General features: G+C 41.1%; 16 protein-coding genes and 1 riboswitch. Of the genes, 11 read left to right on the forward strand and 5 right to left on the reverse strand.

Annotated features, from left to right (window positions below; all coding sequences use genetic code 11):
- Nucleotides 1–2: 2 nt before the first annotated feature.
- The 7 genes from hisD (at nt 3) to hisIE (ending at nt 6,375) form a co-directional block, all read left to right on the forward strand.
- Nucleotides 3–1,334: a histidinol dehydrogenase gene (gene hisD, locus C9J47_RS08550; protein ID WP_107253132.1), complete on the forward strand. Its 1,332-nt coding sequence runs from the start codon at nt 3–5 to the stop codon at nt 1,332–1,334.
- Nucleotides 1,335–1,336: 2 nt separating this feature from the next.
- Nucleotides 1,337–2,431 (forward strand): histidinol-phosphate transaminase, encoded by a 1,095-nt coding sequence (hisC, locus tag C9J47_RS08555; protein WP_170107477.1) that lies wholly within the window; start codon nt 1,337–1,339, stop codon nt 2,429–2,431.
- Between the two features lie 17 nt (nt 2,432–2,448).
- Nucleotides 2,449–3,534: a bifunctional histidinol-phosphatase/imidazoleglycerol-phosphate dehydratase HisB gene (gene hisB / locus C9J47_RS08560; protein ID WP_425440595.1), complete on the forward strand. Its 1,086-nt coding sequence runs from the start codon at nt 2,449–2,451 to the stop codon at nt 3,532–3,534.
- Nucleotides 3,534–4,166 carry an imidazole glycerol phosphate synthase subunit HisH gene (hisH, locus tag C9J47_RS08565; RefSeq protein WP_107253134.1) on the forward strand — a complete coding sequence of 211 codons (633 nt, stop codon included), beginning with the start codon at nt 3,534–3,536 and terminating at the stop codon, nt 4,164–4,166. The genes hisB and hisH overlap by 1 nt, the downstream gene beginning before the upstream one ends.
- A gap of 61 nt (nt 4,167–4,227) precedes the next feature.
- Complete coding sequence (gene hisA / locus C9J47_RS08570; RefSeq protein ID WP_107253135.1) at nt 4,228–4,962, forward strand: 1-(5-phosphoribosyl)-5-[(5-phosphoribosylamino)methylideneamino]imidazole-4-carboxamide isomerase; 735 nt, start codon at nt 4,228–4,230, stop codon at nt 4,960–4,962.
- A 19-nt stretch (nt 4,963–4,981) separates the two neighbouring features.
- Entirely contained in the window at nt 4,982–5,755 is a 774-nt protein-coding gene (gene hisF / locus C9J47_RS08575) for an imidazole glycerol phosphate synthase subunit HisF (RefSeq protein ID WP_107253136.1), read from the forward strand.
- The gene (gene hisIE, locus C9J47_RS08580) at nt 5,752–6,375 is read left to right on the forward strand and encodes a bifunctional phosphoribosyl-AMP cyclohydrolase/phosphoribosyl-ATP diphosphatase HisIE (RefSeq protein WP_107253137.1); all 624 of its coding nucleotides are present in this window, start codon (nt 5,752–5,754) and stop codon (nt 6,373–6,375) included. The genes hisF and hisIE overlap by 4 nt, the downstream gene beginning before the upstream one ends.
- Before the next feature lie 121 nt (nt 6,376–6,496).
- Here the strand turns inward: hisIE and C9J47_RS08585 are convergent, their stop codons facing one another.
- The gene (locus C9J47_RS08585; RefSeq protein ID WP_107253138.1) at nt 6,497–7,075 is read right to left on the reverse strand and encodes a thymidine kinase; all 579 of its coding nucleotides are present in this window, start codon (nt 7,073–7,075) and stop codon (nt 6,497–6,499) included.
- Between the two features lie 195 nt (nt 7,076–7,270).
- Nucleotides 7,271–8,866, reverse strand: a complete 1,596-nt coding sequence (locus tag C9J47_RS08590) for a Na+/H+ antiporter NhaC family protein (protein WP_107253139.1) — start codon at nt 8,864–8,866, stop codon at nt 7,271–7,273.
- A gap of 98 nt (nt 8,867–8,964) precedes the next feature.
- A riboswitch (Lysine riboswitch) is annotated at nt 8,965–9,148 on the reverse strand.
- Nucleotides 9,149–9,517: 369 nt separating this feature from the next.
- Here C9J47_RS08590 and C9J47_RS08595 point away from each other — a divergent pair.
- On the forward strand, nt 9,518–9,913 hold the full coding sequence (locus tag C9J47_RS08595) for an H-NS family histone-like protein (RefSeq protein WP_011217826.1): 396 nt from the start codon (nt 9,518–9,520) through the stop codon (nt 9,911–9,913).
- Nucleotides 9,914–10,412: 499 nt separating this feature from the next.
- Here the strand turns inward: C9J47_RS08595 and C9J47_RS08600 are convergent, their stop codons facing one another.
- Nucleotides 10,413–11,384 (reverse strand): lytic murein transglycosylase, encoded by a 972-nt coding sequence (locus tag C9J47_RS08600; RefSeq protein ID WP_107253140.1) that lies wholly within the window; start codon nt 11,382–11,384, stop codon nt 10,413–10,415.
- 8 nt (nt 11,385–11,392) lie between these two features.
- Nucleotides 11,393–11,671, reverse strand: coding sequence for a YcgL domain-containing protein (locus C9J47_RS08605; protein ID WP_107253141.1), 279 nt, complete (start codon nt 11,669–11,671; stop codon nt 11,393–11,395).
- Nucleotides 11,672–11,893: 222 nt separating this feature from the next.
- On the opposite strand from C9J47_RS08605, the gene minC reads away from it, so the two are divergent.
- Genes minC through minE form a run of 3 tightly spaced genes read left to right on the forward strand, consistent with a single transcriptional unit; the run spans nt 11,894 to nt 13,658 of the window.
- Nucleotides 11,894–12,556, forward strand: a complete 663-nt coding sequence (gene minC / locus C9J47_RS08610; RefSeq protein ID WP_107253142.1) for a septum site-determining protein MinC — start codon at nt 11,894–11,896, stop codon at nt 12,554–12,556.
- A 22-nt stretch (nt 12,557–12,578) separates the two neighbouring features.
- Nucleotides 12,579–13,391: a septum site-determining protein MinD gene (gene minD / locus C9J47_RS08615; RefSeq protein ID WP_107253143.1), complete on the forward strand. Its 813-nt coding sequence runs from the start codon at nt 12,579–12,581 to the stop codon at nt 13,389–13,391.
- A gap of 6 nt (nt 13,392–13,397) precedes the next feature.
- Complete coding sequence (minE, locus tag C9J47_RS08620) at nt 13,398–13,658, forward strand: cell division topological specificity factor MinE (RefSeq protein ID WP_006231141.1); 261 nt, start codon at nt 13,398–13,400, stop codon at nt 13,656–13,658.
- 57 nt (nt 13,659–13,715) lie between these two features.
- Here minE and rnd read toward each other — a convergent pair whose 3' ends face one another.
- Entirely contained in the window at nt 13,716–14,840 is a 1,125-nt protein-coding gene (rnd, locus tag C9J47_RS08625; protein WP_107253144.1) for a ribonuclease D, read from the reverse strand.
- Nucleotides 14,841–14,855: the final 15 nt, after the last annotated feature.

Genomic DNA, 14,855 nt, shown 5'->3' on the forward strand with positions numbered 1-14,855 from the left:
CAATGAAAACGGTTGTTTGGCAATCTCTCAGTGAAAACCAGCAAGAGTCTTTACTTCAGCGTCCAGCAATAACTGAAGGCGCAAATATTACCGCCATTGTCGCTGATGTGGTTGCTGATGTCCGTCAACGTGGTGATGAAGCACTATTAGATCTCACTGAAAAGTTTGATCGAGTTCGCCCTGATTCAATCAGAGTATCTGAACAGGAAGTTACGGCTGCTACATCACGGCTTAGCGATAACATGAAACAGGCGCTGCAACAGGCTTATCAAAATATCGTAACATTCCATAAAGCACAAAAAATAAAGCCACTACGTGTTGAAACACAACCCGGCGTAGTATGCGAGCAAGTAACACGCCCTATTAACTCTGTTGGCTTATATATACCTGGTGGTAGTGCACCATTACCATCGACAGTATTAATGCTTGGTGTTCCCGCGCAAATCGCAGGATGCCGTCAGGTCGTTTTATGCTCACCGCCACCCATTGCCGATGAAATATTATATGTGGCCCAGCTATGTGGCATTACAGAAATTTATAATGCTGGGGGCTCGCAAGCCATTGCAGCTATGGCTTATGGCACAAAATCGGTCACTAAAGTCGATAAAATTTTCGGACCTGGTAATGCATTCGTTACAGAAGCGAAACGCCAAGTCAGTAATGATTTCCGTGGCGCGGCGATTGATATGCCAGCTGGTCCTTCCGAAGTATTAGTCATTGCCGATAAAACAGCAGATCCTGATTTCATTGCCGCGGATTTATTAAGCCAAGCGGAACACGGTCCTGATTCTCAAGTTATTTTATTAACACCAGAACCAAGCATTGCGGATCGTGTGGCCGATGCGATTCAACTGCAACTGCAAGTATTACCTCGTGCTGATATTGCGCGCCAAGCCTTAGGATCGAGTATCCTCATCGTTACGGAAACAATCACACAGTGTATATCGATTTCTAACCACTACGGTCCTGAACACTTAATTGTACAAACACGAGAACCACGAGAGTTAGTGCCTTTATTGGATAATGCTGGCTCAATCTTCCTCGGTGATTGGTCGCCTGAGTCGGTGGGCGATTACGCCTCTGGCACTAACCATGTATTGCCAACCTATGGCTACACTCGCACCTATTCAAGCTTAGGTCTCGCTGACTTTTCTAAGCGTATGACAGTACAAGAAGTCACCGCTGATGGCCTGAAAACCTTAGCACCTACAGTGGTTACCATGGCTGAAGCCGAAGGTCTGGATGCACATAAACGTGCTGTGACTATTCGTATTGAAAAGTTACAACAGCAAGCAATATTAAAAGCACAACAAGCTAAAGAAAAGGAGGCGTAACAATGAGCATTGAAGAATTAGCGCGTAAAACAATACGCGAACTTACGCCTTACCAATCAGCACGTCGTTTAGGCGGTAGTGGTGATATTTGGCTAAACGCAAACGAATCACCTTTTGCAAATGAATATAGTGTCACCTGTGGCCGCCTAAACCGCTACAGTGAATGCCAACCAGCCGAACTTATTCAGGCTTACGCTGATTATGCTGGCGTTAATAGCAAGCAAGTACTGACATCACGCGGTGCAGACGAAGGTATCGAATTATTAATTCGCACATTCTGCGAACCAAACCAAGACAGCATTCTTTACTGCCCACCGACATATGGCATGTATGCTATCAGTGCAGAAACGTTTGATATCAACACGAAAACAGTGCCACTAACACCGGAATGGCAATTAGATCTGCCTTTGATTGAAAATAACCTTGATGGGGTTAAGTTAGTGTTCATTTGTAGCCCTAACAACCCTACCGGTAACATCATGAAGCCTCGAGATATCGAAAAGCTACTTGATATGACCACAGACAAAGCAATTGTAGTCGTTGATGAAGCATATATCGACTTTTGCCTTGAAACCTCGACGGTAGATCTACTCGCCAAATACCCACACTTAGTGATCCTTCGTACGTTATCAAAAGCATTTGCATTAGCAGGCTTACGTTGTGGTTTTACGCTAGCCAATACTGACGTTATTAACTTATTGTTGAAAGTTATTGCACCGTACCCAGTGCCAGTGCCAGTTGCTGATATAGCTGTTCAAGCCTTGTCTGTCGCTGGTCGTGCTAAAACGAAATATCAAGTACTCGACATCAGTGCAAATCGTGCTTACTTACAAGCCGGGTTAGGGATGCTGCCTGGTGTCACTGTCTATGATGGCTACGGTAATTATTTACTGGTGAAATTCTCACAAGCCGATGCTTTATTCACAGCATTATGGGATCACGGCATTATTTTACGACGTTCTCCTATTGAAAACTGCATTCGTATCAGTGTCGGTAATCGTGATGAATGTGAAAAAACACTGGCCTTTATTCGTGCTCATATCACATCACAGAGCAATGCATCAGCAAATAATGATGAATTAAACTCATCTAATTAAACACAAGGAAGTACATTGTGAGCAAAGAAAAAATTCTATTTATTGATCGGGATGGCACCTTAATTGTTGAGCCTCCCGTTGATTTTCAAGTTGATCGATTAGATAAACTCAAGCTAGAACCGTTTGTTATACCAGCATTGTTAACGCTGCAAGATGCAGGGTATAAACTTGTGATGGTGACTAACCAAGATGGCTTGGGAACAGATAGCTACCCACAAGCAGATTTCGATGCACCGCAAAATATGATGATGGAAATCTTCGAGTCGCAAGGTGTTAAGTTTGATGATGTATTAATTTGCCCACACTTCAATGAAGACAACTGCAGCTGCCGTAAACCAAAGCTAGGATTAGTGAAAAGTTACCTACAGCAAGGTCGGGTTGATTTCGCAACATCTGCAGTAATTGGCGATCGTCAAACTGATCGTCAGTTGGCTGAAAATATGGCCATCAAAGGTATTCAATACAACCCACGACCTACCGATAAGAGCAGCTTGAACTGGCAACAGATTGTAAAAGACCTAACAACAAACCCTCGTATTGCTGAAGTTGTTCGTACCACTAAAGAAACCGACATTCGCGTTAAAGTGAATTTAGATGAAACTGGCGACAACTCTATCGAGACAGGTTTGGGGTTCTTTGATCACATGCTCGATCAAATTGCGACACACGGCGGTTTTCAAATGCAGGTTAATGTGAAAGGCGACTTACACATCGATGATCACCACAGCATTGAAGATACAGCCCTCGCATTAGGCCAAGCACTAAAAGAAGCCTTAGGTGATAAGCGCGGTATCGGTCGTTTTGGCTTTAGCTTGCCAATGGATGAATGCTTAGCACAATGTGCATTAGATTTATCAGGTCGCCCTTATTTAAAATTTGAAGCTGAATTTGGTCGAGAACAAGTTGGCGATCTTTCAACCGAAATGGTATCGCACTTCTTCCGCTCACTTACAGATACGCTGGCGTGTACCTTGCACCTTTCATCGACAGGTCATAACGATCACCACATTGTAGAAAGCTTGTTCAAAGCATTTGGTCGCACATTACGCCAAGCAATTCGTGTTGACGGTAATGAGCTACCAAGCAGTAAAGGAGTTCTGTAATGGCGAGTGAAAATCAAAAAGTTGTCATCATTGATACAGGCTGTGCCAACGTATCTTCTGTTCGCTTTGCGATTGAACGCTTGGGTTATACCGTTACGATAAGTAAAGAAACAAGCGTGGTACTAAATGCTGATAAGTTATTTCTTCCCGGTGTAGGCACGGCAAGTGAAGCCATGAAAAACCTACAAGAGCGCGATTTAGTTGAACTCGTCAAGCAGGTCGATAAACCATTACTTGGTATCTGTTTGGGGATGCAATTACTGGGTGCATTATCTGAGGAACAAGGACAGAACGGAAAAGAACTTGTTTCTTGTTTAAACCTTTGCGATGCCCCTATTAAAAAATTAAAAACAGGTAATTTACCCTTGCCACACATGGGTTGGAATACGATTACTCCCGTTGACAATCACCCATTATTTAAGGGTATTCCAGCAGGCAGCTACTTCTATTTTGTACATAGTTACGCCATGCCGGTTTCAACAGAGGTCAACGATTACACCATCGCCCAGTGTGAGTATGGTCAGCCTTTTAGTGCTGCGATTCAAAGTGGCAATTATTTCGGTGTGCAGTTTCATCCCGAACGTTCGAGTAAAGCAGGCTCTCAACTAATTAAGAATTTTTTAGAGATGTAACCTGCTAATAAAAATTACAATTTACGAATAAATTGATCTATAGGCATCAAAAGGATTTAGGATGATAATTCCCGCACTCGATTTAATTAATGGTCAAGTCGTTCGTTTGTTTCAAGGCGATTATGGCCAAGTCACTGAATACAAAGTAGACCCAGCAGAACAATTTAAGCTGTATAACCAAGCAGGTGCTAACTGGCTACATTTAGTCGACCTTACCGGAGCAAAAGACACATCAGCTCGTCAACTAGACCTAATCCGTCAATTATTGGCAAGCACGCCGGCAAATATACAAATTGGTGGTGGTGTACGGTCAGAAAAAGATGTGTCTGATTTATTGGAAGCTGGTGCACAACGTGTCGTTATTGGTTCAACAGCCGTAAAGCAACCAGAGATGGTGAAAGGGTGGATGGAAAAATACGGACCAGAACACATTGTTTTAGCCCTAGACGTTAATATTGATAAAGACGGTAACCGCAACGTGGCGATTTCTGGCTGGCAAGAAGATTCAGGAGTGAGCATTGAGGCATTGCTTGAAGACTTCCTAACCGTTGGGCTAAAACACGTATTGTGCACCGACATTTCACGTGACGGCACCTTAGCGGGATCGAATGTTGAACTATATGTCGATCTTTGTGCTCAATATCCACAAGTCCAATTTCAATCTTCAGGTGGCATTGGCGATTTAAACGATATTGCAGCCTTAAAAGGCAGCGGTGTGGCAGGCGTCATTGTAGGTCGTGCTTTATTAGACGGTAAATTTACCGCTGAAGATGCTTTCCAGTGCTGGAATAGCTAGAACAAGGAGTCAAACAATTATGTTAGCTAAACGAATCGTTCCTTGTTTAGACGTTCGAGACGGTCAAGTAGTAAAAGGGGTGCAGTTTCGTAATCACGAAATTATTGGTGATATTGTCCCTTTAGCCAAACGCTACGCAGAAGAAGGCGCTGACGAGCTGGTTTTTTATGATATTACCGCATCCAGTGATGGGCGCGTGGTTGATAAAAGCTGGGTCGCTCGTGTTGCTGAAGTTATTGATATTCCTTTCTGTGTTGCTGGCGGCATTAAATCTATCGAAGACGCGAGCCGTATATTGCAATTTGGCGCAGATAAAGTATCGATAAACTCCCCCGCTCTTGCCAACCCTGCGCTTATCACAGAACTTGCTGATAAGTTTGGCGTGCAATGCATCGTGGTGGGTATTGATTCATACTTTGATGCTGAAACAGGTAAATATCAGGTTTACCAATTTACTGGTGATGAATCACGTACTAAAGCAACCCAATGGGAAACCCGAGATTGGGTTCAGGAAGTGCAAAAACGTGGCGCAGGCGAAATCGTATTAAACATGATGAACCAAGATGGCGTTCGTAACGGTTACGATCTAAAGCAATTGAACATGGTGCGTGAAGTTTGCCATGTTCCTTTAATTGCATCTGGTGGTGCAGGTGAAATGATTCACTTTGCAGATGCTTATCAAAAAGCCAATGTGGATGGTGCACTTGCCGCTTCCGTATTCCACAAACAAATCATCAATATTGGTGAACTTAAGCAGTACTTAAAAGAACAGAATGTGGAGATCCGACTATGAGCCTTGTAACAACAATTAATTGGGAAAAAGTAGACGGATTAGTCCCTGCTGTCATTCAAGATAATACCAGCGGTCAAGTACTGATGTTAGGGTACATGAACAAAGAAGCCTTAAACAAAACGCTAGAAACAAAACAAGTCACATTCTGGTCTCGCACCAAAGAGCGCCTTTGGACGAAGGGAGAAACCTCTGGCAATGTACTTGAGCTTAAAAGTATCAACCTTGATTGTGACCAAGATACATTATTAGTAAAAGTGAACCCTATCGGGCCAACTTGTCACTTAGGTACACCAACATGCTTCGACAACGATGCAGAAGGCAAACAAGAACAACCTGCATTGGTGTTTCTTCATCAACTTGAGCAAGTCTTGGCTAATCGTAAAGGTGCAGATCCCGAATCTTCTTACACAGCCAGTTTATACGCCCGTGGCACCAAACGTATTTCGCAAAAAGTGGGCGAAGAAGGCGTTGAAGTCGCGCTTGCGGCAACGTCGGGTGACAAGGCGGAATTAGTGTGTGAATCCGCTGATCTGATCTATCACTTGATTGTATTGCTACAAGATCAGGGACTAAGCTTATCTGACGTTACTGAAAAACTGCAAGAACGCCATAACAAGTAACAGGCTTGAAATGGTTATTTATAATCGTAAACCAAACCGTTAGATGTTATTGAAATAAATAAAAAGGGAGCAAATGCTCCCTTTTCTAATTCATATTATATCACTACGTACGGTATCGTTATTAACGACCTAATGCTTCTTTATAATGCTTCCGACAAACTGACACATAACGATCATTACCACCAATTTCGACCTGATCACCATCAGCAATGGCATGACCCGTTTCATCTTGGCGAATAACCATATTAGCCTTACGACCACAATGACAAATTGTTTTTAACTCTACGAGCTTATCAGCCCAAGAAAGTAAATATCGACTGCCGTCAAATAACTCGCCACGGAAATCACTGCGTAACCCATAACATAGAACAGGGATATGCAACTTATCAACGACTTCTGTTAATTGGTAAACTTGTTCTTTCGTTAAAAATTGGCATTCATCAATTAATACACAATCAATATGTGTATCTGCATGCATCATGCTCAATTTAGACCAAAGATCGTCGTTTTTATTATATAGTTCAGCGTCTTCTTCCAAGCCAATTCTAGAACTCACCTTCCCCGTACCAAATCGGTCATCAATTGCAGCCGTAAAAATCACTGGTCTCATACCGCGTTCACGATAATTAAAAGATGACTGCAATAATGTTGTCGATTTACCCGCATTCATTGCAGAGTAATAGAAATACATCTGGGCCATGTGGCTCCCCTAATAAGACGATTAGCTTGGTTCAAAATCAGCCGAGATGCTACAGAAAACCCCTGTAAATTGAAAGTCTCGACCAGATAGAAATACGATTAATGGCGTGTAGCGCTGTTAAATACCCTCTAAACGAAAAAAGCCTGTGAAAATATCACAGGCTTTCGCATTTTCTTTACTTTAAGTATGCACTCGTTATGCGTTAGCGATTGTGCCTTTAGGGCGTCGAGACAACCAAGACAAGAATACACATACAAGAATAAAGGTAATCGTTGCAGCCATAAAGGCAACGGGTAATGAATCCGTTATGCCAAGTATTAAGAAACCAATAACCGATACAAACGCGACAGATAATGCGTAAGGTAACTGCGTTGAAACGTGATCAATATGATGACAACGAGCTCCCGTTGAAGACAGAATCGTTGTATCAGAAATCGGTGAACAGTGGTCACCAAATACCGAACCGGCTAATACTGCACCCAACATTGGTAACATTAATGCGATATCCGTTGCACCAGCAAGGTCTCCGGCAATCGGAAGCATAATACCGAATGTACCCCATGAAGTACCTGTCGAGAAAGCCATAATGCCAGCAAGTACAAATAGAATCATAGGTAACAACATCGGGTTAATATTGCCTTGTACAAGGGTAGACAGGTATTTACCGGTTTCCATATCACCAATAACACTACCAATACTCCATGCAAATAGAAGGATTAGAATCGCACCAAACATCGATTTAGCACCAATCCACATTGTCTTCGCAACATCGGCCATTGGGATCTTCTGACGAATCACTGGTACTAGAGCTGAAATCAGACCGATTAAGCCACCGTAGCAAAGTGATAGACCAACATCGGTATTTTCAAAAGCACCAAGAATATTAAACGCAATGCCATCTTCGACAAGCACTTGATAACCAGTGAAAATCATAAAGAAGAATGTAGCAAATATTAGCGCAATGATAGGCAGAACCAAATCAGCAACACGGCCATTGCTGCTCTCGTCGATTTCGAGCTCATCATTTAAATCTTTTGCTCGGCTACCATCATCACCTTCATCAAATCCACGGCCTTGGCTTGCCTGAATTTCATGCTTCTTCATTGGACCAACATCAATTTGGAACCACGCAACAACAAATACCATTGCAAGTGCGAAGACTGCATAGAAGTTCATTGGCGCTAGCTGAACAAAAGCACTCAGCGCTGAATAATCAGTCACACCATGTGATGCTAAAATACCACCAATAAGGGTGATAATGTACGCACCCCAGCTTGACGCTGGCATAAGAACACACATAGGAGCAGCGGTAGAATCTAAGATATAAGCAAGTTTAGCGCGAGACACATAAAAACGGTCTGTTACTGGGCGAGCAATCGAACCAACAGCTAGGCTATTAAAGTAGTCGTCAACAAAAATGAAAACACCTAAAAATGCTGCTAGTAATTTTGCACCACGTTTACTTTTAATACGAGTCTGCGCCCACTCAGCAAAAGCACGAGTACCACCAGATAATGTAAGAAGTGCTGTCATCATTCCAAGTAACAGAAGAAAAGCAACAATGCTCATATTCCAACTATTAATTGCGCCATCATCGATGAACAAGCTTGATACTGTCGTTGATAAGTAACCAACAGTTGCACCTGCGGAGAAGTCTGTAAGTAATACAGCACCTAAAAGAACACCTACACCCAATGAAACAAGTACTTTACGTGTAAGAATAGCTAAACCTAGTGCCACCAATGGTGGTAAAAGCGATATAGCTGAATGGGAAAAATCTACAATATTCATGATCTCTACTACAACCGGTCTGGTCGGAGATCTACTGCCAATACGGTGTAATACCGCAATTAGAAGAGTTTAAGGAAAGAAGGTAAAACCTCTCCCACCCTCACAGTAGCGCTCCATAGTTAATGTAATTATATACTATGGCAGTGTTGCACCTATTCGATACAACCCCAGCAAGAACGTTCGATTAACGCCTTCTTACTTCGGCATTGGCTCCTTTCACAAGCAATCATAGGAATCACCCTCCAGCTTGTTACTTATAGACAATGCGCCTCTACCCTTAGTTAAGGAATGGTTCATTCTACGGACTGACAATTCATTTGCAACAAGTTCTAGTGCATTTTTTAACAGAAATAGTGAATAATATTGCCAGCATGATGATTTTTTAACCACCAAATCTGAATGCTTATCTTCTTTATTATGAAATCACACACATTAATAAATAGATATGAACTAAAAATGTATTATGGCTTTTCATCAAAATCTTCCATTACATTTTTCAAAAATGAGAACATCTTTGAAAAATAATCATTATTTAATTAGTAATTAAATAATTTGTTTGGCACATTACATATAAAAGTATTACTATTGCTGTAAATTAACTTTGACTGCTATTATTATTTACAGCTAGTTTAAAACTAACAGGAAATAAAAATGTCTGACGTAATGAAAGTACTATTAAACCTACGTAGCCTTCGCGCACTTTCTCGTGAATATACAGTAGAACAACTACAAGAAGCTCTTGAAAAGCTACAAACTGTCGTTTCAGAACGTACAGAAGCTGAAGCTGAAGATTTAGCGAAAGAAACTGAGCGTAAAGAAAAACTAGATCATTACCGTGAATTGCTAATGGCTGATGGTATCGACCCTGAAGAACTATTATCTAGCCTAGCTAAAGCACCTAAAGCGAAACGTGCTGCTCGCCCTGCTAAATATAAGTTCATCGATGAAAACGGTGAAGAGAAAACATGGACAGGTCAGGGCCGTACTCCAAGTGCACTTAAGAAAGCACTAGATGACGGTAAATCTTTAGAAGATTTCGAATTATAATTTAGCTGAATCTAAGCTGAATAAAACCCAGTTAACACTGGGTTTTTTTATACCTTGACCAAAAACACTGCACCATCAATATAAGTAATAAACATAACTCTTATTCTTACCATATACTATTTCGATACCCTTACCTATTAAATTTATCGTATAAAAACACGTTCACAACCTAATGTAACCCAATGACTACCAAACCAACCGCCCCATAGTAAGTTACTGTTTTAAAGCAGTTAAATCCAAGCACGATAGGGAATACATAAAGCTTTATCTATACTAATATTATAACAATATTCTTATTTATAGTTTCCTATCAAAGTCATTATCCCAATACAAAATAACAACAAAGATGTAATCTTCAGTTTCGATTGCATTACAAAATACGCGAGTAGGTTCTACCTATATAGTATTACGGTAATTCAACACAAAAAAGCCAGACATTAATGTCTGGCTTTGAAAAGCGATTATAAGTAAGAAATGAACCTAATACTTATAACGTCGACTATCGAATTTTATCTGCTAGATGACTAACGGCCAAAGCAAAATAATGCGATCGATTCCACTTTAACAATGTTTGGTAATTACCATAAACTAAATACGCTCGGCCATGATTATCATCTGGTTGAACCAACCAAGCATTAATTGCAACATCAGGTAATGACTCGCCATTAAGTTTGCGAACACCAATGCTCTGCCAATCAGCTAATGATTTAGCTTTTTCTTGTTCAACGCCTTTTAAGCCAGAGCTAATCGGAGAGACTAATTCAACTTGTCGTCCCCATGTATATTCATCATTCCATCCCGACATTTTCAAGTAATTGGCAGCGGAGGCAAAGACATCATCAACATTTTGCCAAATATCAATCTTGCCATCATTATTTCCATCTACAGCATAAGTCAGGAAAGACGTCGGCATAAATTGTGGCTGCCCCATAGCACCAGCCCAAGAACCTTTCATATTCTCAGGTGCGATATGGCCTTCATTCAATATCTGTAATGCGGCCATAACTTGTTTACGGAAGAACGCTTCTCTACGCCCGTCATAAGCTAATGTAGAAAGTGCTTCAACAACATTATAATCCCCCATAAGACGACCAAAATTACTTTCGACCCCCCATAAGGCAACAATAAATCGAGGCTGAACGCCATATTCACGACCAATTCGGTCTAGGGCTGCTTTATGCTCGTTATATAAACGATTCGCTTGCTTTACCTTCCAATCAGGTACCGCACGAGGAATGTATTCATCCAGCGTCAACTTTTTCTCAGGCTGATTTTTATCAGCCTTCACCGCACGTTCAGTATATTGAATATTGTCGAAAGCTGAATTGATAATCGACTCTGAAATTCCATTACTACGAGCTTCAACTTTTAATCCACTCACATATTCATCAAAACCTTCATTAGCAGAAAAAGCTGATGAAGATATCCCTAATCCAATGACCACCATGGCCGATATCAGTCGCTTGTGCATATTCACCTTTACGAAGTTTGTGAGGCTTTCTCTGCCTTATATTGATGTAATAAATTGGTTATTGGGGGTGGTACTTGTAAGTAATAACCGACAGTAGCAAGTGATTCCTTCACTTTTTCTACATCAGCCGATACCAGCTTACGGCCTTCAAGCTTTAACACCATAACAAACTGTGGCGCTCCAAAGGTTCCCATTAAACTATCAGGCACATCTGAAAAGTCGTCTTTTTTATTAATATATAAGTACGTATTTTCTTTTTTTGAACTTTTATAAATTGAACACAACATCAAAAATCGCCTGTTTGTTAAAGCTTCACTCAATTCGGACAACTATTTTGCTTAATCATTCCATGAAATACCGATTTGATAAGGTACTGGATGAGAAGCTTGTCTGAATTTCCAACGCTAAGGCAAGGATAGCTTGCCGATATACCTATAGGAATATACCATGCAAGTACCTTTGTGATAACGTATCTAATTGGCTAATTCAGTTTAAGTCATATAATGAACATGACCAAAATGGCAGAATTAAAAGGGAGCTCCTTTACGCTCTCCGCCCTACACTTAGTTGATGGGGATATAAAAAAGGCGACTGATTACTTAAAAGAAAAAGTAAATCAGGCACCTAACTTCTTTGCGTCTGCACCAGTTGTAATCGATATAACCCAAGCAGGACGTGAAATTAATTTTAAGCAGTTAAAAGAAGATGTAAAAGATGCAGGAATGATTCCTGTTGGGGTTAGTGGTTGTAAAGACGCTCGCATGCAAAATGAAGCAAAATCAGCAGGCTTTGCTATTATGAATGCTGCAAAACAGGCTAAGGATATGCCTGTTGCTATTGAACCAACGCGAATTATCCGTACCCCGGTACGTTCTGGACAACAAATATATGCGAAAAATTGTGACCTTGTTGTTATGAGCCATGTCAGCGCTGGTGCTGAAATTATTGCAGATGGTTGTATTCATGTTTATGGCAACCTACGAGGCCGTGCAATTGCAGGCGCTAGTGGCCAGCATCAAGCGCAAATTTTTTGTCAGAACATACAATCTGAATTGATTTCTATTGCTGGTAACTACTGGCTTAGTGATAAAATCAAGGAAGAGTTCTGGGGTAAAGGTGTCGTTATCTCACTTGCGGAAAATAATTTAAACATAGAGCATTTAACTCTATAACGTTTGATAAGGAATTTAATAGATGGCGCGTGTTATCGTTGTTACCTCAGGCAAAGGTGGTGTTGGTAAAACCACATCCAGTGCGGCAATCGCATGCGGTTTAGCCTTAGCTGGGAAAAAAACGGCAGTAATCGATTTTGATATAGGTTTACGTAATCTTGATTTAATCATGGGTTGCGAGCGCCGTGTTGTATATGATTTTGTCAATGTCATAAATGGCGAAGCTAGCCTGAATCAAGCTCTAATAAAAGACAAACGTGTTGATAACCTTTTTGTGCTTCCGGCCTCTCAAACACGAGATAAAGATGCGCTAACAAAAGATGGTGTAGCACGCATTCTACATGATCTTGGTGAAATGGGTTTTGAGTTCGTTATTTGTGATTCACCAGCAGGTATCGAGACAGGCGCCTTAATGGCGTTGTATTTTGCCGATGAAGCCATAGTAACAACGAACCCTGAAGTATCTTCAGTTCGCGACTCAGACCGTATTTTAGGTATTCTAGATTCGAAGTCTCGCCGAGCAGAGCAAGCTGAAGAGCCAGTTAAGCAACACTTGCTGTTGACACGTTACAACCCAGCGCGCGTTGCTAGCGGCGATATGCTGAGTGTTCAAGATGTCGAAGACATTCTGCACATTCCACTTTTAGGTGTTATCCCTGAAAGCCAAGCAGTACTCAACGCATCAAACAAAGGTGAACCCGTTATCTTTGATACAGAATCTGATGCTGGATTGGCATATGGTGATACCATTGCACGTTTACTGGGTGAAGAGCGCCCATTCCGTTTCTTAGAGGAAGAGAAAAAAGGCTTCCTTAAACGCTTATTTGGAGGCTAATTTATTATGGCTTTGCTAGAGTTCTTCCGTCCAAAGAAAGCGACTACGGCAAGTGTAGCGAAAGAAAGGCTACAAATTATTGTTGCTGAACGTCGCTCTGCGGGTCAAGGCGCTCCCTCTTACTTACCTCAACTGAAGCTTGATCTTCTAGAGGTTATTAGAAAATACGTACATATCAATCCAGATCAAGTGAGTGTCAATCTCGATCAAAAAGACGAAGATCTGTCTGTTCTTGAACTGAACGTTACGTTGCCTGAAGATAAATAATAAGATGCCCTGAAAGATACTTTCAGGGCTTTTTTTAACCAAAACAAAACGTACTGTCTATTTCTTATTCAGTAATGGTAAGACGTGCTCTTCAAACAATGGTTTACGCCATGTTTTTAGCATATCAGGCAACTTATCGTCTGATTTCTGGTATTTCCACGCCCATGAAATTAGCTGATTTATCTGCTTTTTAGATGCTAGGAACTCAGGTGCAAGACCAGTTTCTACCTCGACTTTAGTGACCACATCTTTGATATGTTTCACCACCTGCTTATAACCAGATAGATCGACCAAGCGGATAATTTTTTCTGGGTACTGTTCAGCTGGAATATCTTCTACATCCTGAACAATCCTTAAAAGTCGATTACCATGGCGTTGAACTTCCATACTCTCGAAACCTTCAGTCGACATCACCGATTTTGACTTAATATTATATTTAGCCAACTTCCAGATATGTAATTCTTTCACCACGAAGTTCAATGCGATGTCACGCTTGCGAGCTTCTAAAATTCGCCATTTCGCAGCATGCTGTAATACTGCTAATTGTTTAGGGTTTAGCTGCCAAGCATTTTTCACTAAACGATATGCTTTATCTAAATCAATCCCTTTCGTACGCTTCTGCATCAAAGCTGCACATTCTAATTCTAATGCTTCCATCCAGCCTTTCGCTTTTACTTTTTCAAGTAACGTTTCATACAAAGGCAGTAAATAAAAGACATCTGCAGCGGCATAGTCGAGTTGCTTTTCTGTAAGTGGGCGGGCTAACCAGTTAGTACGTGCTTCGCCTTTTTCTAGATCAACACCAACATATTCACTGACTAAAGAGCCAAAACCTGCTGAAACACCATGGCCTAAGAATGCCGCCATTAATTGTGTATCGATCATTGGTGTTGGTAAGCAGCCTGCATGATGCTGGAATACTTCCAAATCTTCACCACAAGCATGAAGTACTTTTATAACAGATTGATCACGCAGTAAATCCCAAAACGGTGTTAAGTCTTCTATTTCAATAGGATCAATCAATACAAGATTATCACCATCAAACATTTGAATAAGACCCAGCTTAGGATAAAGCGTGCGAGTACGTACAAACTCGGTATCAAGCATAACTACCGAATGTGTGCGGGCATGATCACAGATTGTGTCTAAACGTTGAGTTGTCGTTATTATTTCAAAATTCACAGCAAACCTTATTTA

The organism is Photobacterium indicum (assembly GCF_003026215.1).
Taxonomy (GTDB): Bacteria; Pseudomonadota; Gammaproteobacteria; order Enterobacterales; family Vibrionaceae; genus Photobacterium; species Photobacterium indicum.